We start from the raw sequence: 24,279 nt of genomic DNA, 5'->3' as shown, positions 1-24,279 counted from the left end.
CGCTTTCCTGTAAGGGGAGAGGGGTCAAGCGATGGAGCTTCGTCTGTGTTTTGCGCCGCCCGCCCCGCGCCTCCGCAATCGGGAGACTGATTTTGATGACCCTCTCCAACCCTCAGCCCGCCAACCCTCAGCCCGCCACCTCTCAGCCCGCCAAAGCTCCGCCGCCCCAGGTTGCCGCCAGCAAGGACGATCTGACCGTCAACAATGTAGAAGTGGTCTACCACGACATCATTCAGGTCCTGCGCGGCGTCAGCCTGAGCGTGCGGGCCGGACAGGTCACCAGCCTGCTCGGCACCAACGGCGCAGGGAAAACAACGACGCTGCGGGCCATCTCGGGCCTGCTGAAACCTGAGAACGGTAAGATCAGGGAAGGCACCATCTCGTTTGCCGGAACAGCTCTGAGCGCTCTGAACGGCACCGATGTCGTCAAGGCCGGCGTGGTGCAGGTGCCGGAGGGCCGCCGCGTCTTCAAGCACCTGTCGGTGGAGGAAAACCTGCGGGCCGGGGCGATTCTGGGCCGGGGCAACTGGAAAGACGATCTGGAGCGCATCTACACCTACTTTCCCAAGCTGCCCGCGCTGCGGCACAAGCAGGCCGGATACACCTCTGGCGGCGAGCAGCAGATGATCGCCATTGGCCGCGCGCTGATGGCCCACCCGCGCGTGCTGCTGCTGGACGAACCCAGCCTGGGCCTCGCGCCGCTGCTGGTGGCCGAGATCTTCGACAACGTGCGCCGCATCAACCGCGAGGAGGGCCTGAGCGTGCTGGTGGTGGAGCAAAACGCCAACATCGCCCTGCGAAACAGCGATTACGGCTACGTCATGGAAAGCGGGCGCATCGTGATGGAGGGCCTCAGCGCCCACCTCGCCAGCAATCCCGACGTCAAGGAGTTCTATCTGGGCGTCACCGAGGGCGGCGTACGCAAGAGCTTTAAAGACGTGAAAAGTTACAAGCGGCGCAAGCGCTGGATGTGAAAGCGGTGCGCTGGCATTACAAAACAACACACAGGCCCGAGCTTTCAGCCTCTCCCTTTGAGGACCCTCAATGACCAACACACTCCACCCAAGCTCTGCCTCGCCCCCCAGGCAGGCCGAGCTGCTGGGCCGACTCAAACGCCACTCCCTATACCGCGCCGCCCTCCAGAATCTCTCCGAGAGTCCCGACTGGGCCAGCGTCCCCTTCCTGACCCGTGAACGGCTGACCGAGGCTTTCGAGGCGGGCGAGCTGGCCCACCCCGACGCCGTACGCGTTCACCTCACGCCGCATCCGGGCGGGAGCTGGCTGCCGGAATACGCCACGCGGGTGGACATCGACGCGCAGGGCCAGGCGGTGGCGGCGGCCTTCGTGCGGGCAGGCATCCGTCCTGAAGACCATGTTCAGATCGCGTTCGGCTACCACCGTTTCGCGGGCGGCTGGATCATGCAAGGCGGTCTGGAGGCGCTGGGCGCAAAGACCATCCCCTTTGGCCCCGGCGAGTCCGAGGCGCAACTGGAGGCCATCCAGAAGCTGGGCGTGCGCGTTCTGGTTTCGGCTCCCAGTTTCGCGCAGAAATTGGGCGAGGCAGGCGCGCGGCCAGAACTGCTGATTTCCTCCGGCGAGCCGCTCACCGCCGTTGCGGGCCGCCGGGAACGGGTAGAGGCGGCGCTGGGCTGCGTGGCCCTGGATTGCTACGCCAGCAGCGAGGCCGGAATGATGGCGCTAGAAACCCCCGAAAAAAACGGCCTGCGCGCGCTGGAGGACTGGGTTTATTTGGAGGTGATTGATCCTGAAAGCGGGGAACCCCTGCCGGACGGCGAACGCGGAGAACTCGTCGTGACCCATCTGAGCAAGCAGGCCATGCCTCTGCTGCGCTTCCGCACGGGCGACCTGACTCGCATTGAACGCCGCGAGGAAGGTGTCTATCTGCCCAGCGGCGTGTTCGGCAATGTGGGCGGCATGCTCAAGGTCAAGGGCGTCAAACTCTTTCCGCGTGAAGTGGCCTTCTGGCTGGCGGGACACGGCCTGGACCAGACCCAGCACACGCTGCGGCTGTGGTCACAGGGCGGTGCGGATCGCCTGGGCCTGAGCGTTCGCGGTGAGTGGCCGGAAGATCAGGACGCCTTGCAGGCCGATTTCCAGCGCCGTTTCGCCATCCGGCTGGACGAGCTGGCCGTTACCGTCGGTTACGAGGGTGCAGGCGTTGTGGACGAGCGCGGTTAGCCAGGAAAAAGCCCCACCTATCGCGGGGCGGCTTCGCCTGACTTCACCCGGTCAGGTTCAATTGTTTGGCCCCTTCAGGCTGGGGCCTGCGCCTGTCGGGCGCGTGTGGGGAGCATTGAGCGGCCCTTGAGCGGGGCGCCCGGGCGCGGCATGTGATACATGGAGGGACGTGACTGGCCGCAAAAAGCAGAAAATTCGAATCGCCCGCCCGCCCGTACGTGAGGACAGCGGGGCCGGTGGCGATTACTTCGAGGTTCGCCCGGCCAGACTGGGCCAGCGCCTGGAAGGCCTGAGCGCGCACACCAAACCCGGCGTGCGCGGCTTTCCCGGTGTGGACGCGGCGCAGGAGTTGCTGGCCCAGACCCTGCGGAAGAGGCGCGTCTGCGGCGAGGTGCTGGACCTCTCGGCGGCGGGCGGCCTGCTCGGCAGTGTGCCAGGAGTGGAGTTGTGGGCGGTGGAGGGTTCGGCGGCGGCGCTGGCCGTCCTGCAATCTGCCGGATTTGACCCGCTGGCCGCCGCTCCCGGCGACGCCCTGGCCGAACGCTGGCCCGAACGGGCGCGGACGGTGGCCCTGACGCTGGCCGGGGACCAGGGCAGCGCCTACGTCTTGGCGCAGCTTGCGTGGGCGCACGCGCAAACGCCGCCCGGCGGCACGCTGTACCTGGCCGGGGACCGTGATAAGGGCTTTGACCGCTACGTGCGCGCGGCGGGCGCGGCCTATGGAACGGGCGAAACCATAGCCCGCGACGGCGGAATGCGCGTGGCCCGTCTGGTCCGTCGCCCCGGCCCCACCCCCGCCATTGCAGAAGCCGACAAGTACGGGGCATTCGGCGTCCAGATTGTCGGCCTGCCGGGTGTCTTCAGCGCGGGCAAGGCGGATAAGGCCACGTCGCTGCTGCTCGAAACGCTGGGTGACCTGGACCTGTCCGGCCAGCGGGTCCTCGATCTGGGGTGCGGCGCGGGCCTGATCGGTGCTTGGGCGGCCCGGCGTGGGGCGCAGGTGACCCTTGTGGACGGTGATCTGCAAAGCGTCCGCAGCGCGCGCATGACGCTGGAGGCCAGCGGGCTGCCGGGCGAGGTGATCCATTCGGACGTGGACGCCTCGCTGGGTGAGCGGACCTTCGATACCATCGTGACCAATCCACCGTTTCATGTCGGGCGCGGCGTGGTGCTGGACGTGGCGCGGGAGTTTCTGGCTGCCGCCTCACGCCGCCTCAGGCCCGGCGGCACGCTGTATCTGGTGGCGAATGAACCTCTGCCCTACGAGACGCCGCTGCGTGAAGTCGGCCCGGCGCGGGAGCTGGCGCGGGCAGGCGGCTTCAAGGTGCTGGCGGCCACGCGCGGCTGAGTGCCAGAGCAACGTGATGGCCGCTGCACACGTCATCTGAACACGCCCTTCCACTGTTGCTAGATTTACCAGAGGCGTGGTAAACTTTACGACTGCCTTCAGGCGGGCCGTGGCCCGCAGATGCGTTTGCTAGACTGGCGCGTTCCGGCGTCCGGTCTCCCGCGTGGGGACCCGCATTCCGCCCGCCCCCGATCAACCCACTTCTCTTGCCGCAGGAGGCCGCATGGCAGAGTCCACCAAAGCATCACCCGATCCAGCAACCGACACCCCAGCCGCTCCCAGGGCCGCCGATAAGAAGCAGCGCGCCCGCGTGGGCGCAACCAAATCAACCGCAGCCAAAGCCGCTCCGGCAAAGGAAGCGGCGGCCAGGGCGGCTCCGGCCAAGAAGCCAGCCGCCAAGAAAGCCCCCCCCGCCAAGGCCGAGGGCGACGCGCCCGTGAAGGCGGCGGCCAAAAAACCTGCTGCCAGGAAAGACACTGCCCAGAAAGACGCCGCCCAGAAAGACACTGCCCAGAAAGACACTGCCCAGAAAGATACTGCCGAAACGGATGCGGCTGAGCCGAAAGCCAAGGCCCCGGCCAGGAAGACGGCGGCCAAGAAGGCGGCCAGCGCCAAGACTGCCGCCACTGAAACCGTCGCGGAGACGCCTGCCAAGGACAATAAGAAGACGGCGGCAACCAAGGCCCCTTCCGGCAAGGCTGCTGGCAAGCCGACCGCCGCGCCCAAAGCCGCCGTGGCCGACAAGCCGTACTACGCCCACCCTGGCATTCAGGACCTGCTCAAGACCGGCAAGGCGGCGGGCGTGCTGGCCTCCGAGGACATTGCCACGGCGCTGGCCAGCGCGCTGGAAGCCAATGGCCTGGACCCGGAAAACCCGGAGAACGCCGACGCCTTCGAGGACCTTCAGCTTTACATTGCCGCCCAGAACATCGAGGTTCAGGACGCCGATGACGACGAGGACGATTCCGAGGACGAGGAAGCCGAGGACGGCCCCGCTGCCGCCCGCGCCACCAACCAGCCTGACGATGAGGAAAAGTACTTCGACGACATGCCGCGCGCCGTCAGCAATGATCCGGTGCGCCAGTACCTGCACGAGATCGGGCGGGTGCCGCTGCTGACGCTGGAAGAGGAAATCGCGCTGGCCCGCCGCATCGAGGAAGGCGAGGAAGCCCGCAAGATCTTGGAAGAGGAACTGGACCTTGAGGACCGCGCCCGCCGCCGCCAGATGCGTCAGGTGGAGGACGGCGCGGCGGCCCGCCAGGGTTTGATCGAGGCCAACCTGCGTCTGGTGGTCTCTATTGCCAAGAAGTACACCGGGCGCGGCCTGGGCTTCTTGGACCTGATTCAGGAGGGCAACCAGGGGTTGATCCGCGCGGTGGAGAAGTTCGAGTACCGCCGCCGCTACAAGTTCTCCACCTATGCGACGTGGTGGATCCGGCAGGCCATCAACCGCGCCATCGCCGATCAGGCGCGCACCATCCGCATCCCGGTGCACATGGTGGAAACCATCAACAAGCTGACCCGTACCGCCCGGCAGCTCCAGCAGGAACTCTCGCGCGAGGCCACGCACGAGGAGATCGCCGAGGCGATGGGTCCGGGCTGGGACGCCAACAAGGTGGAGGAAGTTCAGAAGGTCAGCCAGGAGCCGGTTAGTCTGGAAACCCCGATTGGCGACGAGAAGGACAGCTTTTACGGCGACTTTATCCCTGACGACAACCTGGATTCCCCGGTGGACAACGCCGCCAAGACCCTACTCTCCGAGGAACTGGAAAAGGCCCTGTCCAAGCTGACCGAGCGCGAGGCGATGGTCCTCAAGTTCCGCAAGGGCCTCGTGGATGGCCGCGAACACACGCTGGAAGAAGTCGGCCAGCGCTTCAGCGTCACCCGCGAACGCATCCGCCAGATCGAGAATAAGGCGCTGCGCAAGCTGAAGTACCACGAGAGCCGCACCCGCAAGCTGCGCGACTTCCTGGATTGAGCTTCACCTGTTGCCTTTAACCGATGCCCCGTCACTGGGGCATTCTCGATTTGAGGGTGGTTTCGATTGAGTTCCGCCTCGCATACCCGAACAATGCTGGGATGACACCACCATCCCGCCCGATGCTTGCCGTCGCCTTCGCCCTGCTGGGTGCGTTCAGTCTCGCGGGTGGAGGCGGTGGACCGCTGCCCGGCGCGCAACTGCCCACGGTGAATTGGAACCCCGTATTGTTTCGGCAAGCCGGACTGCTCCGTGTGGTTCAGAGGGTGGCGCGGCAAGCGGCTCCCGACTTCTTCGCGCCGCTCCGAGAAGGAGAAGAACGGGTTCTGTATGAATATCCACTTCAGGGGCATGGACCAGAACAGTGCGGCCCCCGAGGTCACGCGCCTCGATCAATTCGTGGAATCGTTGTAACTGCGTTGATCGGAGGTCCCGAAAAAGCGTTCTGGTTTTTCCTGGTCAGGACGCTTTTCTTGAGCTGGAGGTCAGTTCCCCCGGCGTTCCAGCACGTAATACACGCCGTCCCAGACGGTCAGCGCCTCGCGGACCGAGACCCTGAACACGGTTGCGCCGAACTCGGTCCAGTCATTGCCCGCGCACCTGACGGTTACGGTGTCCACGGCGTTGCCCCTGATCCCCACCGAGGTCAGCGAGGTCCGGTAGTCCTCCAGAAACGCCTGCGCGGTGGCGCGCCCCAGCGAGTAGGTGGGCGCGGCGCAGGTCTCGTTGGACACGGCCCGGTTGGCGCTGTAGGTCAGTATTCTTCCCACGTTGGGTCTGGCCCCATTCTCGCCCACCGAAATACCGTCGCCAAAGCGGTAGGCGGTGACCTCCCAGGTGCCGAAGATGCGGACGGGCGCGCCGCCCCCCGCCAGGGCCGCTGAGCCGAGCGCGAGGCCGAGGGCAACCGACACGGTCAGGAACCAGCTTTTGTGCTGCACAGTGGACCTCTCCTCGGAAGACAGGGCTGAACGTGCGGACCTCTTTCCTGCTCAGACTTTACCCAGATTCGACTGGCGGCACCATGTAGTGTTGTGGGTCCACGGGGCATTCTTTCTGGAGTCCGCCCGCCGCCGGCTTTCGTGACTGGAGAAACTTTTCTTGCGGCCAGCGCGTATTCTTCAGGCAAGATGACGTCCGGGGAACACTCTTGACCACTGCGCCGCGCGAGGAATCCTGGCTGGACACCCCGGCGCGGGTGTCGTGGCGGGCTTACGGTCTGGCCCTGCTGCCACTGGCGGCGGCGGGCTGGCTGCCGTGGTGGAGCGCGGCGCTGCTGTGCGTGCTGTACGGCCTGGCCGTGCGCTGGCCCCGCTGGGAGGAGGGCCGCCTGCTGCTGAGCCTGCTGGTGGTGGGCGGGGCGGCGGTGGCCCTGGCTCCGGCGGCGCTGGCGCAGGGCCGGGCGGCGCTGGTGGGCCTGGCCCTGCATTATCTGGCCCTGTTCTTCGTGGTCCTGGCCCTGAACTGGTCCGCCGGTCGCATCAGCGATGGGGTGCGGCGCAGTCGCTCAGCGCTGCTGCCGCCGCTGCTGATCGGGCTGCTGGCCCCGCAGCCGGGGCTGTTGCTGGCGCTGGCCGGGGGGCTGCTGGCGATTCCGGGCCGTGATGAGCGGATGGGGAGCCGCCCACAACAGCCGACTTCCCGCGTGTGGTGGGCGGCGGGCGCGGCGCTGGTGGCCCTGCTGATCTTCAGCGCGCTGCTGCCGCGTCAGGCCGTGAACTGGGCGGCGCTGGGCGGGCCGACACCTCCGCCTGCCCTTCAGACGGTGCCGCCTCCAAATCAGCCTCCACCGCCATACTTGGCCCAGACCCTACCCGCTCCTTCCATGCCCGGCATAGAACTGCCCTTCCAATTCACCATCGGCAACGTCTTTTTGCCCATCGACGCCATTTTGCTGGGTGGCCTGCTGCTGTTGCTGGCGGGCGGCGGCCTGATGCTCAGGTTGCGCAAGCAGGAGGGTGGCAGGCTCCGGCCCACCGAGCTGCTGATGGTGGCGGGGCTGGTGCTGACCGGGGCGCTGTGGCTGGCGGCAGGCGTGCTGCTGTCCGGCGGCGGTGGGGGCGGCTCGGCGGCGGCGCAAGCAGCGCCTCCGGGCACGGGTAATGCCCTGGCCCAACTGCTGGGCAATATCACCGGGCGGCGGCAGATCGACATCAGCGCCGTCGGGCAGGTCCTCCTGTGGCTGAGTCTGGTCATGCTCTTCGCGCTGGCCGCCCTGCTGTTCTGGTTGAACTGGGTGCACTCCAGGGAGAAAGTGATGGAGGGTAAAGTCGTACCAAATCTGATGGATGACCCCACCGCACCCGCCCCACCGCCCCTGCACCGCGTCCGACTCGCCTACCGTCAGGCCGAGGAGGCGCTGCGGCAGCACGGGCGCGGCAGGATGGCCGCTGAAACTCCGGCAGGCTACGCGGCCAGGCTCTCCAGCTTCGACGCCGTGCTGGCCGGGCCGCTGGACACCCTGACCCGCGCCTATGCCCCCGTACGGTATGGCGGGCGCGTCACCGATGAAGACGCCGAACAGGCCGAGGCGGCGGCGCGCGAACTGGCTGCGGTGCTGCCGGACCTTCCGCCGCCGCAGGGTCCCGCAGACGATTCCACTTCTGACCACAAGGACGTCCCATGACCGATTCACCCATCACCCAGCCGTTCGCCCGCAGCATTCTGCACAATATTGCCCGTGTGCTGGTGGGCAAGGCCGAGGTCTCCGGGCTGGCCCTGGCCGGGGTACTGGCCGGGGGACATGTGCTGCTGGAAGACGCCCCTGGCACCGGCAAGACCATGCTGGCCCGCGCGCTGGCGGTCAGCCTGGGCCTGACCTTTACCCGCGTGCAGTTCACCCCGGACCTGCTGCCCGGCGACGTGACCGGCGTGAGCGTGTACCGCCCCACCAGCGGAGAATTCCAGTTCGTGCCGGGGCCGATTTTTACGGGTGTCCTGCTGGCCGATGAGATCAACCGCGCCACCCCCAAAACCCAGTCGGCGCTGCTGGAGGCGATGGGCGAGGGCCAGGTCACCGAATCCGGCGTCACGCACACCCTGGAGCAACCTTTCGTGGTCATTGCCACCCAGAACCCGATCGAGAACGAGGGCACCTACCGCCTGCCCGAGGCGCAACTGGACCGCTTCCTGCTGCGCCTGTCGGTGGGCTACCCCACGCTGGAGGAAGAGGTGCGGATGCTCGCGCGCCTCCAGGGCCAGCATCCGATCTACGCGTTGACGGCGGTGGCCGCGCCCGGGGAGCTGCTGGCCGCCCGCCGCGCGGTTCAGGCGGTGCATGTCTCTGAAGACTTGCGGCGCTACATGGCGTCCCTGGCGGCCCGCACGCGCACGCATTCCGCCGTGGCGCTGGGCGGCGGCCCGCGCGCCAGCCTGGCCTTGCAGGGGGTGGCGCAGGCGCTGGCATGGATGGAGGGGCGCGGCTTCGTGACCCCCGACGACGTGCAACGCGCCGCGCCAGGAGTGCTGGCCCACCGCCTGAGCCTCAGGATCGAGGCGAGGTTACAGGGCGTTCCCGCCGAGGACGTCGTGCGCGAGATGCTGCGCTCCGAGCCGGTGCCGGTAGAGTCAGGGCATGCCCAGGCCGGGGCCGTTACCCTCCGGTGAACCTGCTGCTCACGGCGCTGATCTGGCTGGCCGTCCTGGGCTTGCTGGCCGCGCTGCTGTGGTGGGCCTACCGCCAACCGCCCCGCGTCTCCCTGGCGCGCGAGGTGCCGCAGGGCGGCTTTCAGGGAACCCGTCTGCCGCTAACGGTCCGGCTGGAGTTGCACAGTCGCCTGCCCATCCGGTATCTGATCGAGGACCCCACGCCGCGCACAGTGGTTCCCGATACGCCCGTGCGCCTGGCCGGCGAGCTGCTTGGCCCACTGACGCAGCAGGTCCGTACCTCCCTCACCCTCAACAGCCGGGGCGTGTACGACTGGCCGGGCGCGACATTGCACTGGGCCGATCCGCTGGGACTGTTCTGGCGCAGCGTGCCGCTGGCAGCGCCGCAACGTCTGGAAGTGTTTCCTGGCCCCCACGGCCTGCGCCTGCCGGACCTGCTGCGCCCGCTGCTCAGCGAGGGCGGCCTGTCCAGGCGGCTGGGACTGGACGATCCGATCAGCCTGCGGAGCGTGCGCGAATACGTGTCGGGCGATCCGCCGGGCCGCATCCACTGGCGCTCCAGCGCCTGCACCGGCACCCTGAGCGTCCGCGAACCCGAGCGCACGGCGGCCAGCAGCGTGACCGTGTATCTGGACGTCAGCAGCGGCGGCTCAGTCTTTGCCGAGAGTGCCGTGCGCCTGGCCGCCAGTCTGGTGCAGGAGGCGTTGACCCTGGAGCTGCCGGTCTCGGTGGCGACAAACGCGGGCGCGACGCCCACGGGCCGCCATGCCGAGGCCCACCACGCTGCCCTGCTGCGGCTGGCGCAGCTTCAGCCGGACCCCGCCCCGCCGGTCATTCCGCCCATCCGTTCGGGCGGCAACCTGATTATCCTGAGCGCCAGCCCCGCGCCCGCGCTGATCGCCGGGGCCATGCGGGCGCGGGCCACCGCCAGCCGCGTGGCCATTGTCGCCGTCCCCGAGGGCTTTTACCTGGAACCCGGCGAGAAGCCGCGCCGCCAGTGGGTGGCCGCCCCCGACTCGGTGAAGAACTTGGAGCGGCAGGCCGGGGTGCTGGCCGGAGCGGGCATCCTGGTTTTCGTGCTGCGCGGCAACCAGAGCGTGTTGCGGCTGGGAGGTTGAGGGCGCGCCCAGCAAGATGAAGGAACCGCTCAGGCCCGTTCTCAGACCCACTTGGTAGCGTAGACCCATGACCCAGAATGATGACCGCCGCGACGGGGAGACTGCCGCTGACCAGAAACGCGAACCCACCAACGTGGAGTTGCAGTTCATGGGCCACATGGACAAACACGAAGAATTGGAAGAACTGGACGCCAAGGTCAAGGCCGAGAGCCGTGAGGCCGGGGCCTACAAGGAGCGCGGCATGGACAAGCAGGACGTCGCCCTGGCCCAGACGATGGACGGCAGCGATCCGCCCAGCACCAACATGGGCGACGCCGACGAGGACAGCACGCCCTGACCTTTCCGAGAAAACACCTGGCTTCAGCGCCGGGTGTTTTTTTTGTCTTGGGCCAGCACTTCAATCTCAGCCGCGATCACGGGTAAGGCTCCCGCCGGGCCGATGCGCGTCAGGCCCGCCAGTGCCGCCCGCGCCCGCCGTGAGCCGTCACCGAGGATGGCCCGGACCTCTGCCGCCAACTTCACCGGGTCCGCGTCCACCACCCGCAGCGCCGCGCCCAGCAAACGCCCCTGCCGCCGCGCAAACCCCTCGGTGTACTGCGGTCCGCGCGTGGCGAAGGCGACGGTGGGCACGCCCAGCCCCGCGAGTTGCTCGTTCGCCGTGCCGGAGGTGCCGAGGGCGACATCTGCCGCCCGCGCCACCGCGCCGAATGCCCCGCGCAGCAGGTGGATCTGTGCTCCCTTCCCCTCCGCCAGGGCCTCCGCTTCGTTCTTAATGTGGAGCCGCCAGCCGCCGGGCAGCGTGACCGCTTTCCAGCCGTGTGGCCAGGCCACCAGCGACGTGACCTCCGGCAGCAGGGCGGCGGCCCTCAGCATGAGCGGCAGACTCTCACGGTGGTCCTCGCGCGATCCGGGCAGCAGGGCCAGCACCGGGCGGCCCGCCGGGAGCTGCAATTCATGTTCTGGCGCGGGCAGCACGTCCATCGCAAAACTTCCGGCAAAGTGGGCCGGGACGCCGCGCCGCCGGTAATACCGCTCGGTGGCGGCGTCGCGCACGAACACGGCGCTTGCCCCGCGTGCCAGCCGCAGTTCATAGGGCATCGGCAGATTGGCCCCCAGCGCATTCAACTCCCGCAGCGCCCCGCGCATCCCCAGGCCGTCCAGATACTGAGCGCTCAGGAGGGGTTGGACGTGGATCAGCGGCAGGCGGCCCATTTTCGCCGCCACGCTGCCCACCATCAGCGCGTAGGCATCGCCCACGACGACGATGGCCCCGGCCCCCCGCGCCCCGCGCACGGCGTCGGTCCACTGGCCCACCGAATCGCCGATCAGCCCGGCCCGCAGGTCTGCCCGCAGGTTGTCCAGGCTGCCGAAGGGAAAGCCGCCGCTGGGCAGCCTCAGCACCCGGCCCACGCGTCTGGAGGTGCCGGCGCTCGCGTAAGCCCGGCCCTCGCCCACCAGCGGGGCAGAGCGAATCTCTCCGCTCAGCAGCCCGGCCAGCCGCGCTCCGATCAAATCTTCCGCCGTGCCGTTGGAGATGAACAGGACGGGCGCGGAGGTCACGCGCCGAAGCATAGCGTCCGTGCCCTAGCCCCGTGCCCAGGTCCCAACATCGTCTGGCCGCGCTGGCATGGTATGAACAGGGCCGAGATGCCTGCCGCGAGCCACATCCAATGAGCGAGTTCGATGAACTTCAGGCCACCATCCGCCGCCACGCCCACGAGCGTCAGGCCGAGGAACGCGCCTGCGAGGCCTTTCTCAACGCGCTGTACCATGCCCTGCGCGCCGCCAGCGGGCCGGGCATGCCGCTGAACAACGTGACGCTGGACTTCACGGTCGATCCCGCCAGCCGCGTGCGCCCCGTGCCCCCAGGCGGCTTCCACTCCGCCTGGCTGCGGCTGGGCCTGTGCGAGGTACTGGTGCGCGTGCGCCGTATGGGCGGTGCTTTTCAGGGCGAATACGGCGAGGACGGCAGCTTCCGCCTGGACAACGTGGGCGAGGACGAACTGATCAGCCTGGCCCGCCGAATGCTCCGCGACGTGGCCGACATGTATACGGGAACGGTGCGGGAGCCGGTCAGGCCGCTGAACTGATGGGGTGGCACGCAAAAGCACCCCTCTATCCGAATGAGAGAGGGGGCCGCGAAGGCGGCTGGGGTAATACGGACTCCGAGTGAAAGGTGTTGGAAACACCTGTACATCCGAGCGGGCGTCCAGGCGTCCTCATGGGCGCTGCTCTGGACAAGACAGCGAGCAGGAGAAAAACGGGTTCCGTACAAGGGGGCCACCGGGGAGGCCACCTGTCACATCGCGTCAGATCACGCTGGAGCGACCCATGACCCCGCAGCAAAAAAACCGCCTCCCCAATCACCGGAGAGGCAGCCTTATCAGAGTAAAGCTCAGCCCTTGACCGCTCCCGCCGTCAGGCCGGACACGATGTTGCGCTGGAAGATCAGCACCAGGGTGATTAGCGGAATGGTGACCACGATGCTGGCGGCCATGATCGGCCCCCACGGCTGATCAAACTGCGACGCGCCGGAGTAGTTGGCGATCACCACCGGCACGGTGCGGTTGGTGCTCATGAAGGTCAGCGCGAACAGGTACTCGTTCCAGGCGTTGATAAAGGCCAGCAGGCCAGTGGTCACCAGCGCGGGCATCATCACCGGAAACAGCACCTTGAACAGCGTTTGCAGCGGGCTTGCGCCGTCCACCAGCGCGGCTTCCTCCAGCTCGCCGGGAATGTCGCGCACAAACGAGGTCAGCACCCACACGGTAAAGGGAATGGTGAAGATCAGGTATGAGACCATCAGGCCAATCGGGTTGTCGAACAGGTTGAAGCGCGTGATCAGCGTGAATAACCCGCCCAGCACGGCGATCTGCGGAAACACGCTGACGGCCAGAATGATGTACATGATGAACTGCTTGCCCCGGAAGCGGAAGCGCCCCAGTGCGTAGGCCGCAAAAGACCCGAACAGCAGGCTTACGGCCACTGCGCCGATGGCGACGATGGTGCTGAAAAAGAGGCCGCGCCGGAAGCTGGCGTTGGCAAAGACCTGGGTGTAATTGTCCAGGGTGGTGGGTGCGAAGGCGAATTGCAGCGGCGGCAGGAATAGATCGGTGGCCCGCCGGAAGCTGGTCAACACGGCCCAGCCGAAGGGCAGCAGCAGGTACAGGGTAATCACGATCACCAGCAGGTAGAACAGCGTCCGCTGAAGGTAGAACAGGCCGGGATTGGTGCGTTTCAGGTACATGTCCAGTCCTCCTTTAGTCGAACTTCACGCGGAAGGCGGTCACGTAAATGACCACAATCGCCATGATGATGATAAAAATCGCCACCGACACGGCGCTGCCCACGCCCAACAACTGGTTGTCGATCAGTTGCTGGCGGGCGTAGCCGGTCATGCTGGTGCTGGCGGCCACGTTCGCGCCCAGCATCACGTACATGATGTCGAACACCCGCAGGGCGTCCAGGCTGCGGAAGACCAGGGCCACCAGCAGCGCGGGCCGCAGCAGGGGCAGGGTCATGCGCCAGAACTGCGTCCACTTGCTTGCGCCGTCCATGTCAGCGGCCTCGTACATGTCCCCTGGCAGGCTTTGCAGCCCGGCCAGGATCAGCAGCGCCATAAAGGAGGTGGTCTTCCATACGTCCACCGCGATCATCGCCCAGATGGCCGTGCTGGAATCGGCCAGCAGCGCCTGTCCGCCCAGCACGCCCTGACCGATCAGCCCAAAGGAATCGTTGTACATGTAGGCCCACATCTGCGCCGAGACCACCGTGGGAATCGCCCACGGCACCAGCATGGCAGTCCGCAAAAACGAGCGCCCGGCAAAGGCGCTGTTGACCACCAACGCGATGATCATGCCGAACACCGTTTCCAGCGCCACCGAGAACACCGTGAAGATCAGCGTGTTGCGCACGGCGGTCCACCACTGCGGGTCTTGCAGGAAGCCCAGGCCAATGCCCTCGGCGGTGGTGAACCAGAAGTTCTGGAGGCCGATAAAGGTGGCCTGCCCCGGTGAGGTCAGGTTGGCTTCCTGCGCCGAGAAGAAGATGGTGCGGTACAGCGGAAATCCGGCCACCAGGATGATGGCGATCAGGGTGGGCAGCAGCAGCCAGAACGCCTGCCACGCGCGAGCGCCCTCGATGCCGCGCACCTTCTTGCGGCCCAGGGGCGTGGGCGGGGCGGCTGGAGGCTGGGTTGGAGCGTTTGCGGTCATGGTGTGTGGCCTCCTGGTCCCTGAAATGTGTTTGTCCCACGGGTTGTTCGCTGCCCGGTGGTGCCCGAAACAGTGCCTGATAAGAATGCTCGACGGTGGGCGGCGGCTGGAGTGATCTGATGTGGGGCTTCTAGCTTAAAGGTTAATGGATGTCTTTGTTTGGGGGTGGGTCCGGTCTGATTTTGCTGAAACCCTGATTTCTGGAATGAAGAGGGGGACGCCCCGTCTTGCAGGCGTCCCCCCAGTTCACCGAATGGTGAGGGGTGGGTGGGCCGCGCTTACCAGCCGCGTCCCTTGATGCGCGCCAGGTCCGCTTCCAGCTTCTTGACGGCGGCAGCGCCCTTAGTCTTGCCTGCCATCACGTCGCTGACTGCGCCAGCAAACGCCGTGGACACCTGGTTGTACTTCAACTTGGTGGGGCCGGAGGGCCGGGCCACCGCACTGGTGAACACGTCGAGCAGGCTGCCGAAGAAGGGGTTGGCCTTCAGGACGGCCTGATCCTTGTACAGCGCGGGGCGGGTGGGGTTGTAGGCCGCTTCCACCGCGCGAATCTTCTGCTCTTCCGCGCCGGTCAGGTAGCGCACCAGGTCAATGGCGGCGGCCTGGTTCTTGGAGTACGTGCTGACGCCCAGGTTCCAGCCACCCAGGGTTGCCGCGTTACCGTTGCCGCCGCTGGGCAGCGGGGCCACGCCGATCTTGCCCTTGACCTTGCTGTCGTCGCTCTGACCCAGTGCCCAGGCGTAGGGCCAGTTGCGCATGAACGCCGCGTTGCCCGACTGGAAGATGCCGCGCGCCTCTTCCTCGCCGTAGGTGGTCACGCCTGCGGGGCTGATGGTCTTGACCCAGCTCGCGGCGGTGTCCATCGCCTTGGCGGCGTTGGCGTTGTTGACGGTGATCTTGCCGCTGTCGTCCACGATGGTGCCGCCGCCAAAGGACACCAGCCATTCCAGTGCGTCGCAGGTCAGGCCCTCGTAATTCTTGCCCTGGAAAACAAAACCGGTGAAGGTGCTGTTGGCCTTCTTCTCGCCGTCCTGGATCTTCTTGGCCATGGTGGCCATCTCGGCCCAGGTCTTGGGGGCGGCGCTGTAGCCGTACTTCTTCATCAGGTCCGTGCGGTAGTACAGCAGTCCGGCGTCGGTGAACCACGGCAGGGAAACCAGTTTGCCGTCCACCGTGTTGGCGGCGACGATGCCCTTGAAGTGTTCATTGACTTCAGCCGCAGGAATCTTGCCCTTCAGGTCCACGAAGTGCTGGGCCAGCAGGCCGGGCCAGATCACGTCGAGCTGATACACGTCGATGGCGTCGCTCTTGGCGGCTAGTTGCTGCTGGTACAGGCCCAGGCGGTCGTTGGTCAGGTTGGGGCTTTCAAAGATTTTGACGGTGTTGCCGGTCTTCTTGGCCCAGCGCGCCGTGCCGTCCTTGCACATCTGAAGTTCCTGGCCCACCGTGCCGCAGGCCAGCGTCACCTGAACGGCCCCGGCCTGAGTGGAGGCGGCGATGGCGGCGGTCAGGCTGACAAGTGCAATAGCTTTCTTCATATCTTCTCCTGTGTGGACAGACCGGGCGGACCCCGACTGCGCCTTCCGACTTCGGAAGCGGTTCCACGATGACGTAGTTGTGATGGTGAAAGGCTACACCGCCTATGCCGGGGTGTCAATGTGAATTTTCTCAATTCCAGGGCTATGGCCGCAAGCATCCAGGCTTTCAGGCGCGGCATGCTGCTTGTTCAGAAGACGTCCAGCACGCGAATATCCCGGTCTTCGGCAGCCTGGTCAGTCTGGTGGGCGGGCGCGGCAAATGCGCTGCTTCGGTGACTTCACGGCCTGCGCGGTCCGATTGGCCGTCGGTAATCTCATCACCGCTGCCCTCTGAATGTTCTCAGCAGAAGGCAAGATTGTCGGCGTCGCTCCCCCTGCGCGTGTGAGCTGGCGAGGTTGATCATCTGCACCGTGTTCAGTGTGCTGTGGCTGGCCCCGCTGATGTTGCTGCTGATGGGCGGGGCGGCGCTGGCGGCGGGGCGACTTGATTGCAGGGGTGGTGCAGGCCAACTGGCCTGGCGGCCCGTCCGCCAGCATGCAGGAGCCAAACAGGAAGCGGGGAATCTATACTGCGCCCCATGATTGACGCGGCCCAGATGGACCACCTTGCCAGCCTCGCGCGGCTGGAACTGACCCCCGACGAACGGGCAGCCATGACCCAGGACCTCAGCCGGGTGCTGGGCTACTTCGAGCAACTTCGGGAGGTAGACACGAGCGGCGTGGAAGAAATGCAGCGCCCGGTGAATCTGGTGAACGTGCTGCGGGAGGACGTGCCCGGCGAGGCGTTCCCCCCATCGGTCATCGAGGCGCTGGCCCCGGAGACCCAGGGCGGCTTTCTCCGCGTGCCGCGCACCGTCGAGGCCGACTGAATGCTGGACCTGAAATTCATTCGTGAGAACGCCGGGGCCGTCAGGCACGCCATCCAGGTCAAGGGCATGGACCTCGATCTGGACGAGCTGCTGGCGCTGGACCACGAGCTGCTGGGCCTCAGGCAGCGCGTGGAGGCCATGCAGGCCGAGCGCAACGCCAACGCCAAGCTGGTTCCGAAGGCCACCGCTGATGAGCGCCCCACCCTGATTGTGAAGGGCAAGGAGCTGGGCGAGGAGTTGAGGGCGCTGGAACCCGCCCTGCGCGCCCACGAGGAGCAGCTCAGGCAACTGCTGCTGCGCGTGCCGAACATCCCGCACGTCAGCGTGCCGGTGGGCAAGGACGACTCTGAGAACGTGGAACTGCGCCGCGAGGGTGTGCTGCCGGAATTTGCCTTCAAGCCGCTGGATCATGTGGAATTGCTGGAACTCCAGGGCTGGAGCGATCCCGAACGCGTGGCGCAGGTGTCGGGCAGCCGCAGCTATCTGCTGAAGGGCGAGGCGGTGCTGCTGGAGCTGGCGGTGCAGATGTTCGCGCTGGATTTTCTGTCAGTGCGCGGCTTCACGCCCCTCAGTACCAGCGCCCTGGTCCGCCCCGAAACCTTTGTGGGCAGCGGCCATTTCCCCGGCGGTGAGGATCAAGTCTACAAGATCGAGGGAGACGAGCTGATGCTGGCTGGAACGTCCGAGGTGCCGGTCAACAGCCTGTACGCCGGGGAGCAGTTGCCCCTGACCGCCCTGCCCATGACCTTTGCTGCCATCAGCGCCGCCTTTCGCAGTGAGGCGGGTTCGGCGGGGCGCGACGTGCGCGGGCTGATTCGCGTCCACGAATTCCGTAAAGTTGAGCAGTATGTGCTGTGCCGTGCCGACGAGACCGAGGCTTTGGTGTGGTTCGGCAAGATTTTGCAGAACGCCGAGGATTTGCTGACCGCCCTGGAACTCCCCTACCGCGTCGTGCAGAACTGCACCGGCGACATGGGCGCGGGCAAGGTGCTGATGTACGACCTGGAAAGCTGGGTCCCCAGCGAGGGGCTGTACCGCGAGACGCACAGTTGCAGCTATCTGGGCGACTGGCAAGCCCGCCGCACCAATCTGCGCTACCGCGACGAGGATGGCAAGCTGACCTACGCCCACACTCTGAACAACACCGGCATTGCCACGCCGCGCATCCTGGTGCCGTTTCTGGAAAACCACCAGCAGGCGGACGGCACCATTCGCGTGCCGGAGGCGTTGCAACCTTATCTGGCTGGGAAGATCAGCCTCGGCAAGCCTGTTCGGTGAGTAGTATGGCGCGGCGAATTCTGGTGACAGGCGGCACCGGTACGCTGGGCCGCCGGGTAACGCGGGAGCTGGCGCAGGCTGGCGTCACCGTCCGGGTGCTGACCCGCAGCCTTCCAGCCCAGCCGGACCCGCATTACGAGTGGGCCGAGGGCGATTACGTTCGCGGCGCAGGACTGGCTCAAGCTTTCGAGGATGTGGACGCCGTGCTGCACACCGCCCATGATCCGCAGCAGCCGGGGCGCGATCTGGCCGGGGTGGCGCGGCTCCACAGCTTCAGTCTGGCGGCGGGCATCCGGCATTTCACGCAGGTCGGCATCGTGGGCGTGGAACGGATGCCTGGCCTCGCGTACTACGCTGCCAAGGCACGGGCCGAGGAGCTGCTGCGCCGCAGTGGACTGCCCGCCTCTGTCTTCCGGGCCACGCAGTTCCATCCGTTCGTGCATTCGCTGCTCTCCGACCTGGGACGCCTGCCGCTGCTTCCCGTTCCACAGGGTCTTTTGCAACCCGTGGACGTGGACGAGGTGGCCGCCGCGCTGGCAGAACACGTCCTGCGGGGCCAGCACGACACTGAATCGTTCGCCGGGCCGCAGGTCCTGAGCATCGCCGAACTGGCCGGACAAACGCTGGCTGCGGCGGGCCAGCACAAACGCGTCGTCTCGCTCAAGCTGCCCGTGCCGATGCTGCGCGCGCTCCACCGGGGCGTGCTGACCGATCCTGGTGCGGCGCGCGGGAAACGGACATTCGCTGAATGGCTGGCCACAGAAAAGTAAAAAGCCAGAAACTGACCACGCAGCTTCCGGCTTCATCTCCGCCACGTCACATCTAGTGGGTCTTGAAGGTCACCACGGTCATGTTGCCCCTGGTCACCGTCATCAGGTCCAGTTTGTACTTGCCCATCGTGTACGCCTCGCTGTAGCTGCCGTCCTTCATCATGCCCATCGCCATGCTCATGTCTTCCTTCCAGCCCTCGGACTTGATGGCCCTGGAATAGAAGTTGAACAGCGCCTTGGCGTTTTTGCTGGCATAGGTCAGCGTGGCGCTGTTGCCCTTCATCATGTCGTAGGTGTACCGGCCCATGCCAGGGGCGGCCATGATCATCAGATCATTGCCATGACCCATCATCATGTTCATGCCCTTTTCCTCGGTGAAGCGCAGCATTGGCACCCCGGACATGGACATCGACATGCCGCCCTTTGACATGCTGTCTTTGTTCATGTTGTCCATGGTCTGGGCGGATGCCAGGGTCAGGGTGGTCAGCAGGGTCAGGGCCAGCGCGTTGTGGATCTTCATGGAGGTCTCCTTGAGGTGGGAACGACACGTTTTTGTGTCGCAGCTCTCGTTTGGAATACGGAGCGCAGGTGGTGAGGGTTCAATGCCTGGCCCTGGGTGAATGCGCGGTGAAGGTGGCGTGTCCGCCTCGCCCCCGTCCGGTACGCTACCCGTATGGACATTCCGCCCGAGGTGCTCCGACAAACGCATGCCCGCTATGTCAGCCGCGACGCCGAGCGTTCGCGCACGCTGGAGCGGCTGAACGTGGACGGCCCGCTGGCGGCCAACACGCACGAGCGCCTGGAGGCCCGCCTGACCCGGCTGGGCGTGCCGTATGCCGACGCCTGCGCGCTGGCCGAGGGGCGGGAGAAGGTGGCGGCGGTGGCCGAACGCTGGCCCAGCAAGACCCGCATCCAGGCCGAACGCATTCTGGGCGCAAACGATCTGGTGGGCGTGGCGTACCTGGACCTGGCCCGCAGCGCCTCGCGGGCGGTGGGCCGGGTGGTCCTGAAAGACGCCCGGGGCCGCACCGTGGGCTTCGGCACCGGCTGGCTGTGCAGTCCGCACGCCATCCTGACCAACCATCATGTGCTGGAGGACGCCAAGGCCGCCCGGGTGGCCGTGATCGAGTTCAATTACGAGTTGCTGCCCGAAGGCGCGCTTGCCACGCCCGTCACACTGGCGCTGGACCCGGACACCCTGTTTCTCACCTCTGAGGCGCTGGATTACTCGCTGGTGGCGGTGCGGGGCGACACGGCCCGCTTCGGCTGGCTGCCGCTGATCGCGAGTGCCGACAAGACTGTGCTGGGCGAGGCCCTGAGCATCGTGCAGCACCCCGGCGGTGAGACCAAGCAGGTTGCCCTGCGCGAGAACCGCCTGGTGGACCTGCTGCCCGACTACCTGCACTATGAGACCGACACCGCCCCCGGCAGCAGCGGCAGCCCGGTCTTCAACGACGCCTGGGAGGTGGTGGCCCTGCACCACAGCGGCGTCCCGCGTACCGATGACCAGGGCCGCACCCTCCGGCGCGACGGCCAGCCCCTCCAGCCCGGCGACCCCGACAGCGCCATCGACTGGATCGCCAACGAGGGCGTGCGTGTCAGCCGCATCCTGAGCGATCTGCGAAGCCGCGCCGATGCAGCGGGCAACGGGCTGGTGGCCGAGGTGCTGAGCGCCAACCGTCCGCCCGTGATTGGTTCCGCGCCCGTTGTTCCTGGCGGGAGCGTGTTGGAAGCGGTCAGCACCCTGGATCTGGGTCAGGTCACGGCGGGGCCAGATGGCGTGGCAAGCTGGCCAGTCACGCTACGTATCAGGGTCAAGGGGGGAGAGGCAGAACCTGCTGAACCCGCGCCACAGCCCATACCGGAGCAGCCGGGCGGCTACCTCAACCCCCAGGATGAGGCGGACGCGGCAGCCTATTACGCGGGTCTGGACACTGCTGGCACGCCCCAGGACCGCTTTCTGGCCCTGTCGCAACTGGTCACGCGCACGCACGTGCAAACGCCGCGCTACTCGCCCGCCACCGAACTGTATCCAGCCGTCGATCTGTGGCCCGACGGCAAACTCCGCAGCCTGTACAGCGCCCGCGAACACACGCCCGAAGAATTGATCGCCGCCGATCTGGCCGCGCAGAGCCGCCGCAGCGAACTGGCCGCCCGCGAGGGGCTGAATCTGGACACGCTGGAAGACGCCTTTCCCTACAACTGCGAGCACGTCGTCCCGCAGAGCTGGTTTAGCAAGCGCGAGCCGATGCGCGGGGACCTGCACCATCTGTTTGCCTGCGAACCCGATTGCAACTCCTTCCGGGGCAACACGCCGTATTCCGACTTCCCCGATTACGGCGAGGCGTTGCGGAGCGGCTGTGGCCGCCGCGATCCCGGCGAATTTGAACCCGCCCACGGCAAGGGCGCAGCGGCGCGGGCCACCCTCTACTTCCTGCTGCGCTACCCCGGCGTGGTGCGCCAGTACAGCGCCCGGCACCTGGACACGCTGCTGGCGTGGCACAGCGCCAGCCCGCCCGGCGACTGGGAACGGCACCGCAACGCCCTGATCTTCGTCCGTCAGGGCAACCGCAACCCGCTGGTCGATCACCCGGAGTGGGCGGCGACGGTGGACCTCGGGGAGGGGCTGGGGCGGTGAAGTGCGCTCTGAGTATCAAAGCGTCAGGGGGTTCAAGGTCTTGTCGCCTGGTCAGGCGGTTGGGAGGAGGGCCATCAGGCAATGACCACCCGCTAGACTGCCCGCATGACACAACCCATGAACGATCCCGCCGTCCTGAAGTTCGTCGGCCAGACGCCAGAAGAAGTCCGCACGCGCCTGAGCGTGGAGCTGGACCGCTTTGAAGCGCAGTTGCGGGGCCGTCAGGGCGACTGGAATACCACCCAGCCGAACCGCGCCTGGTCCCCCGCGCAGGAGGCCGAACACGTCCTGAAGATCGACACCAGCATCGTGCCGATCATGCGGCTGCTGCTATCCGACAAGGAGCTGCGGCCCATGCCCCAGGTTCCTGGCGAGATCGTGGGCGGCAAGCGGCAGTCGCCCGAGGCCCTGCTGCCCAGTGACGCGGGCATGCCCTTCGAGGCGCTGGACACCATCTGGGCCGAACACCGCCAGAACTTAGAGGAGATGGCCGCCCAGGTGGAGGCGACGCCGGGGCGCACCTTCTGGCACCAGTTTTTTGGCGAGATCGACGCGCTGGACTGGCTGCGGATGGTCACCGTGCATCTGCGCGCCCACCGCAAGCTGCTTGAGGAGAGCGCGGCGGCATGACCGATAGCCAGAGTCACGGCCAACCCGTCAAGACCGACAAGGGCACGCGCGGGCACGAGCTGGATATCCACGTCACTTTTGCCCATCCGCTGCCCGAGGCGCAGGCCCTGGCCGCGCTGCTGGTGCTGGACGGCTTCCGCGTGGAGCTGTACCGCCCGCACCCCGCGCCCACCCGCCCGGCTGGTGAACCCATCGAGGAGCCGCAAATTACCCCTGACATCCCCTCCGCCCGCCTGACCGGGCCGCTGCGGGACGCAGAGGCGGTGCGCGCGGGCCTCAGCGCCCTGCTGGGCAAGGACGCCCGCTACGTGGAAGTCGGCGTGCGGGGCTTCCTGAGAAGCACGATGGGCCAGACCGACTGGATGCCCTGGAAGCTGAACAAGGTGTTGAAACGGGGCGAGGCTGGGAAGGTTGGGTTTGAAGAAGCGGTGCGGTATGTACTGGAGTGAGCCTAAAATTCAAACCACTCGCTACTCTGCCTAATAGACTGGAGATAAAATCCTGTGATTGAAATAGTCAACGCATTCGTTTTGAGTTATAAGCGCGAATACGATTACTATTACGCTGCTGCTAAATACTGTGCAGAAAGAATAGAGGCTGATTTAAAAGGTATAGGAGTCCGCGCCATCGTAACCTATAGGGCTAAGTCGATAGACAGCCTGACCAAAAAACTGGTTAATCGTGATCAAAGATTAGATTATCAGAGTAGGGAAGATGTTTATTCTGATATAGTTGATTTATCAGGTATCAGAATAGCAATATATTTTCCTCAAGATGAAAATCTTGTAACCGCTTATTTAGAGAATGATTATCAGATTGTTGACAAAAAATCTTTTCCCTCTGAACAAAGTAGCAGCGAATCTAGCCGTAGATTTCCAGGCTATGTTGCGGAGCATTATAGAATAAAACTCTTACCTGAGAGTACCGGTAGTGCTGCTGCCCGATATTGCGAGACGTTAATCGAAATACAAATAGCCTCTGTCCTAATGCATGGTTGGTCTGAAGTGGAGCATGATATTATTTACAAGCCTCAAGACGCAAAAGTAACTGAGCAGGAAGCAAGAATTTTAGATCAGATTAATGGCATGGTAATTGCATGCGAAATGGCTCTAGATAACTTGAAATTTACAATAGATCAAAGACTAAATCAGAAAAGAAGGCCATTTTCAAATTCTTATGAGCTAGCCTCCTTTGTTTTAGAGCATGTTCGCCATCGGGCAATAGATAAGTTTGCAGTTCCAGTTATTTCGAACCTGGATTTTTTATTTGAAATTCTGACTATCGATGAAATGAATACTCCCGAGTCTTTGGGAAAACTACTTAGAACAGTAGGTTTTACGGGACGGTCTAATCTAGTAGGCGAACAAATTATAGAATACTGGTTAGCGGAAAACCCAACTCGAGCTGAAGTGATGATAAATGCTATGCCGGGTGAAAATTCCCTAGTTATGTCCTATGAAGAGGTGGCACGTAATTTGGGTGATTTCTTTAGAGCGTATGCATTGTTGCTAAGTATAATAAAACAATATAGTGATCAGAAATTATCGAAAAATAAGCAAAAAATATATAAAATTATGAATCAGTCTCGCCTGCAAGCGCTCGGCCTTAATAATGAGTCAATAGAAGGCATCATAGTTTACGTTAGGCCATTAGCTCTTACGCTTATGTCTGGTAAATATATTATAAAAGTTAATGAATTAGAGCGTACCATGATTGAATTAGATAAGCTAATTTCACAAACTCAACGACCCTGCACTTTCAGTGCAGGGGTTTGGGAAGCGACTAAAGTCGCTGTCATTCTTCGAGGATAAATGTCTCCGAGTCCTGATTTGACCCGTGCTGGTGATGTTCCAGATATTTCTGCACCATCTCCTCGGTCACATTCCCCGTACTCCACGCTCCATAGCCCACCGCCCAGAAATGCCGTCCCCAATATCGCTGCTTCAGATGCGGGAATTCCTGTTGCAGCATTCGTGACGTTCTCCCCTTCATCTGTTTGACCAGCTCGCTCACCGACACCTTGGGCGGATATTCCAGATGCATATGGATATGCTCTTTGCTCACCACCCCTTTCAGGATTTTGACGTCCTCGG

24 protein-coding genes are annotated in these 24,279 nt (G+C 64.9%); 17 read left to right on the top strand and 7 right to left on the bottom strand.

What is annotated here, in order from left to right; genetic code table 11:
- The first annotated feature begins 95 nt into the window (after nt 1-95).
- The 4 genes from Q322_RS0102950 (at nt 96) to rpoD (ending at nt 5,525) form a co-directional block, all read left to right on the top strand.
- The gene (locus Q322_RS0102950) at nt 96-974 is read left to right on the top strand and encodes an ABC transporter ATP-binding protein (RefSeq protein ID WP_084147752.1); all 879 of its coding nucleotides are present in this window, start codon (nt 96-98) and stop codon (nt 972-974) included.
- 70 nt (nt 975-1,044) lie between these two features.
- On the top strand, nt 1,045-2,199 hold the full coding sequence (locus Q322_RS0102945) for a phenylacetate--CoA ligase family protein (protein ID WP_051668062.1): 1,155 nt from the start codon (nt 1,045-1,047) through the stop codon (nt 2,197-2,199).
- 169 nt (nt 2,200-2,368) lie between these two features.
- Nucleotides 2,369-3,547 carry a class I SAM-dependent methyltransferase gene (locus tag Q322_RS0102940; protein ID WP_029475780.1) on the top strand — a complete coding sequence of 393 codons (1,179 nt, stop codon included), beginning with the start codon at nt 2,369-2,371 and terminating at the stop codon, nt 3,545-3,547.
- Nucleotides 3,548-3,770: 223 nt separating this feature from the next.
- The gene (gene rpoD, locus Q322_RS0102935; RefSeq protein WP_281173608.1) at nt 3,771-5,525 is read left to right on the top strand and encodes an RNA polymerase sigma factor RpoD; all 1,755 of its coding nucleotides are present in this window, start codon (nt 3,771-3,773) and stop codon (nt 5,523-5,525) included.
- Nucleotides 5,526-6,010: 485 nt separating this feature from the next.
- Here rpoD and Q322_RS0102925 read toward each other — a convergent pair whose 3' ends face one another.
- Complete coding sequence (locus tag Q322_RS0102925; protein ID WP_029475776.1) at nt 6,011-6,466, bottom strand: hypothetical protein; 456 nt, start codon at nt 6,464-6,466, stop codon at nt 6,011-6,013.
- A gap of 209 nt (nt 6,467-6,675) precedes the next feature.
- Between Q322_RS0102925 and Q322_RS0102920 the strand changes: the two genes are divergently transcribed.
- From Q322_RS0102920 to Q322_RS0102905, 4 genes are all read left to right on the top strand, one after another.
- Complete coding sequence (locus tag Q322_RS0102920) at nt 6,676-8,151, top strand: DUF4129 domain-containing protein (RefSeq protein WP_029475774.1); 1,476 nt, start codon at nt 6,676-6,678, stop codon at nt 8,149-8,151.
- Nucleotides 8,148-9,131: an AAA family ATPase gene (locus Q322_RS0102915; protein ID WP_029475772.1), complete on the top strand. Its 984-nt coding sequence runs from the start codon at nt 8,148-8,150 to the stop codon at nt 9,129-9,131. Before Q322_RS0102920 ends, Q322_RS0102915 begins: the two co-directional genes overlap by 4 nt.
- Nucleotides 9,128-10,249: a DUF58 domain-containing protein gene (locus tag Q322_RS0102910; RefSeq protein WP_029475770.1), complete on the top strand. Its 1,122-nt coding sequence runs from the start codon at nt 9,128-9,130 to the stop codon at nt 10,247-10,249. Before Q322_RS0102915 ends, Q322_RS0102910 begins: the two co-directional genes overlap by 4 nt.
- Before the next feature lie 67 nt (nt 10,250-10,316).
- Nucleotides 10,317-10,586, top strand: coding sequence for a hypothetical protein (locus Q322_RS0102905; protein WP_029475768.1), 270 nt, complete (start codon nt 10,317-10,319; stop codon nt 10,584-10,586).
- A gap of 23 nt (nt 10,587-10,609) precedes the next feature.
- Here the strand turns inward: Q322_RS0102905 and Q322_RS0102900 are convergent, their stop codons facing one another.
- Nucleotides 10,610-11,809, bottom strand: coding sequence for a lipid-A-disaccharide synthase-related protein (locus Q322_RS0102900; RefSeq protein WP_245593114.1), 1,200 nt, complete (start codon nt 11,807-11,809; stop codon nt 10,610-10,612).
- A gap of 110 nt (nt 11,810-11,919) precedes the next feature.
- Between Q322_RS0102900 and Q322_RS0102895 the strand changes: the two genes are divergently transcribed.
- Nucleotides 11,920-12,339: a hypothetical protein gene (locus tag Q322_RS0102895; protein WP_029475764.1), complete on the top strand. Its 420-nt coding sequence runs from the start codon at nt 11,920-11,922 to the stop codon at nt 12,337-12,339.
- A 305-nt stretch (nt 12,340-12,644) separates the two neighbouring features.
- On the opposite strand, the gene Q322_RS0102890 is transcribed toward Q322_RS0102895, so the two are convergent.
- The 3 genes from Q322_RS0102890 to Q322_RS0102880 form a co-directional block, all read right to left on the bottom strand.
- Nucleotides 12,645-13,496 carry a carbohydrate ABC transporter permease gene (locus Q322_RS0102890; protein ID WP_029475762.1) on the bottom strand — a complete coding sequence of 284 codons (852 nt, stop codon included), beginning with the start codon at nt 13,494-13,496 and terminating at the stop codon, nt 12,645-12,647.
- A gap of 13 nt (nt 13,497-13,509) precedes the next feature.
- The gene (locus Q322_RS0102885) at nt 13,510-14,463 is read right to left on the bottom strand and encodes a carbohydrate ABC transporter permease (RefSeq protein WP_029475761.1); all 954 of its coding nucleotides are present in this window, start codon (nt 14,461-14,463) and stop codon (nt 13,510-13,512) included.
- A gap of 278 nt (nt 14,464-14,741) precedes the next feature.
- On the bottom strand, nt 14,742-16,001 hold the full coding sequence (locus tag Q322_RS0102880; RefSeq protein ID WP_029475759.1) for an ABC transporter substrate-binding protein: 1,260 nt from the start codon (nt 15,999-16,001) through the stop codon (nt 14,742-14,744).
- A 411-nt stretch (nt 16,002-16,412) separates the two neighbouring features.
- Between Q322_RS0102880 and Q322_RS23015 the strand changes: the two genes are divergently transcribed.
- The 4 genes from Q322_RS23015 to Q322_RS0102865 are packed head-to-tail and all read left to right on the top strand — an operon-like array spanning nt 16,413 to nt 18,918.
- Complete coding sequence (locus Q322_RS23015) at nt 16,413-16,583, top strand: hypothetical protein (protein ID WP_211248863.1); 171 nt, start codon at nt 16,413-16,415, stop codon at nt 16,581-16,583.
- On the top strand, nt 16,580-16,870 hold the full coding sequence (gatC, locus tag Q322_RS0102875; RefSeq protein ID WP_029475757.1) for an Asp-tRNA(Asn)/Glu-tRNA(Gln) amidotransferase subunit GatC: 291 nt from the start codon (nt 16,580-16,582) through the stop codon (nt 16,868-16,870). Before Q322_RS23015 ends, gatC begins: the two co-directional genes overlap by 4 nt.
- On the top strand, nt 16,871-18,148 hold the full coding sequence (gene serS, locus Q322_RS0102870; RefSeq protein WP_029475754.1) for a serine--tRNA ligase: 1,278 nt from the start codon (nt 16,871-16,873) through the stop codon (nt 18,146-18,148). It begins immediately after the preceding gene.
- A gap of 5 nt (nt 18,149-18,153) precedes the next feature.
- The gene (locus tag Q322_RS0102865; RefSeq protein WP_029475752.1) at nt 18,154-18,918 is read left to right on the top strand and encodes an SDR family oxidoreductase; all 765 of its coding nucleotides are present in this window, start codon (nt 18,154-18,156) and stop codon (nt 18,916-18,918) included.
- 52 nt (nt 18,919-18,970) lie between these two features.
- On the opposite strand, the gene Q322_RS0102860 is transcribed toward Q322_RS0102865, so the two are convergent.
- Complete coding sequence (locus tag Q322_RS0102860; RefSeq protein ID WP_029475750.1) at nt 18,971-19,438, bottom strand: hypothetical protein; 468 nt, start codon at nt 19,436-19,438, stop codon at nt 18,971-18,973.
- A 153-nt stretch (nt 19,439-19,591) separates the two neighbouring features.
- Here Q322_RS0102860 and Q322_RS0102855 point away from each other — a divergent pair, with 153 nt between their 5' ends.
- The 4 genes from Q322_RS0102855 to Q322_RS22140 all read left to right on the top strand — a co-directional run bounded on the left by Q322_RS0102855 (nt 19,592) and on the right by Q322_RS22140 (nt 23,997).
- Complete coding sequence (locus Q322_RS0102855; protein WP_029475748.1) at nt 19,592-21,556, top strand: endonuclease; 1,965 nt, start codon at nt 19,592-19,594, stop codon at nt 21,554-21,556.
- 105 nt (nt 21,557-21,661) lie between these two features.
- Complete coding sequence (locus tag Q322_RS0102850; protein ID WP_029475746.1) at nt 21,662-22,186, top strand: DinB family protein; 525 nt, start codon at nt 21,662-21,664, stop codon at nt 22,184-22,186.
- The gene (locus tag Q322_RS0102845; protein ID WP_029475744.1) at nt 22,183-22,635 is read left to right on the top strand and encodes a hypothetical protein; all 453 of its coding nucleotides are present in this window, start codon (nt 22,183-22,185) and stop codon (nt 22,633-22,635) included. The genes Q322_RS0102850 and Q322_RS0102845 overlap by 4 nt, the downstream gene beginning before the upstream one ends.
- 54 nt (nt 22,636-22,689) lie before the next feature.
- A complete protein-coding gene (locus tag Q322_RS22140) occupies nt 22,690-23,997 on the top strand; it encodes a RelA/SpoT domain-containing protein (RefSeq protein ID WP_084147749.1) in 1,308 nt (435 codons plus the stop codon).
- Here the strand turns inward: Q322_RS22140 and tnpA are convergent.
- A partial coding sequence (tnpA, locus tag Q322_RS0102840; protein WP_029475742.1) for an IS200/IS605 family transposase occupies nt 23,981-24,279 on the bottom strand: 299 nt, incomplete at its 5' end. The genes Q322_RS22140 and tnpA overlap by 17 nt on opposite strands.

This window comes from Deinococcus frigens DSM 12807 (genome assembly GCF_000701425.1).
Lineage (GTDB): Bacteria > Deinococcota > Deinococci > Deinococcales > Deinococcaceae > Deinococcus > Deinococcus frigens.
Note: the sequence above shows the minus strand (reverse complement) of the source record. Positions and strands in the feature narration are given on the sequence as shown.

Coding starts and splice junctions, on each gene's coding strand:
- Q322_RS0102950 (WP_084147752.1), top strand. CDS start 96: ATGACCCTCTCCAACCCTCAGCCCGCCAACCCTCAGCCCGCCACCTCT.
- Q322_RS0102945 (WP_051668062.1), top strand. CDS start 1,045: ATGACCAACACACTCCACCCAAGCTCTGCCTCGCCCCCCAGGCAGGCC.
- rpoD (WP_281173608.1), top strand. CDS start 3,771: ATGGCAGAGTCCACCAAAGCATCACCCGATCCAGCAACCGACACCCCA.
- Q322_RS0102915 (WP_029475772.1), top strand. CDS start 8,148: ATGACCGATTCACCCATCACCCAGCCGTTCGCCCGCAGCATTCTGCAC.
- Q322_RS0102905 (WP_029475768.1), top strand. CDS start 10,317: ATGACCCAGAATGATGACCGCCGCGACGGGGAGACTGCCGCTGACCAG.
- Q322_RS0102895 (WP_029475764.1), top strand. CDS start 11,920: ATGAGCGAGTTCGATGAACTTCAGGCCACCATCCGCCGCCACGCCCAC.
- Q322_RS0102890 (WP_029475762.1), bottom strand. CDS start 13,496: ATGTACCTGAAACGCACCAATCCCGGCCTGTTCTACCTTCAGCGGACG.
- Q322_RS0102885 (WP_029475761.1), bottom strand. CDS start 14,463: ATGACCGCAAACGCTCCAACCCAGCCTCCAGCCGCCCCGCCCACGCCC.
- Q322_RS0102880 (WP_029475759.1), bottom strand. CDS start 16,001: ATGAAGAAAGCTATTGCACTTGTCAGCCTGACCGCCGCCATCGCCGCC.
- gatC (WP_029475757.1), top strand. CDS start 16,580: ATGATTGACGCGGCCCAGATGGACCACCTTGCCAGCCTCGCGCGGCTG.
- serS (WP_029475754.1), top strand. CDS start 16,871: ATGCTGGACCTGAAATTCATTCGTGAGAACGCCGGGGCCGTCAGGCAC.
- Q322_RS0102865 (WP_029475752.1), top strand. CDS start 18,154: ATGGCGCGGCGAATTCTGGTGACAGGCGGCACCGGTACGCTGGGCCGC.
- Q322_RS0102860 (WP_029475750.1), bottom strand. CDS start 19,438: ATGAAGATCCACAACGCGCTGGCCCTGACCCTGCTGACCACCCTGACC.
- Q322_RS0102855 (WP_029475748.1), top strand. CDS start 19,592: ATGGACATTCCGCCCGAGGTGCTCCGACAAACGCATGCCCGCTATGTC.
- Q322_RS0102850 (WP_029475746.1), top strand. CDS start 21,662: ATGACACAACCCATGAACGATCCCGCCGTCCTGAAGTTCGTCGGCCAG.
- Q322_RS0102845 (WP_029475744.1), top strand. CDS start 22,183: ATGACCGATAGCCAGAGTCACGGCCAACCCGTCAAGACCGACAAGGGC.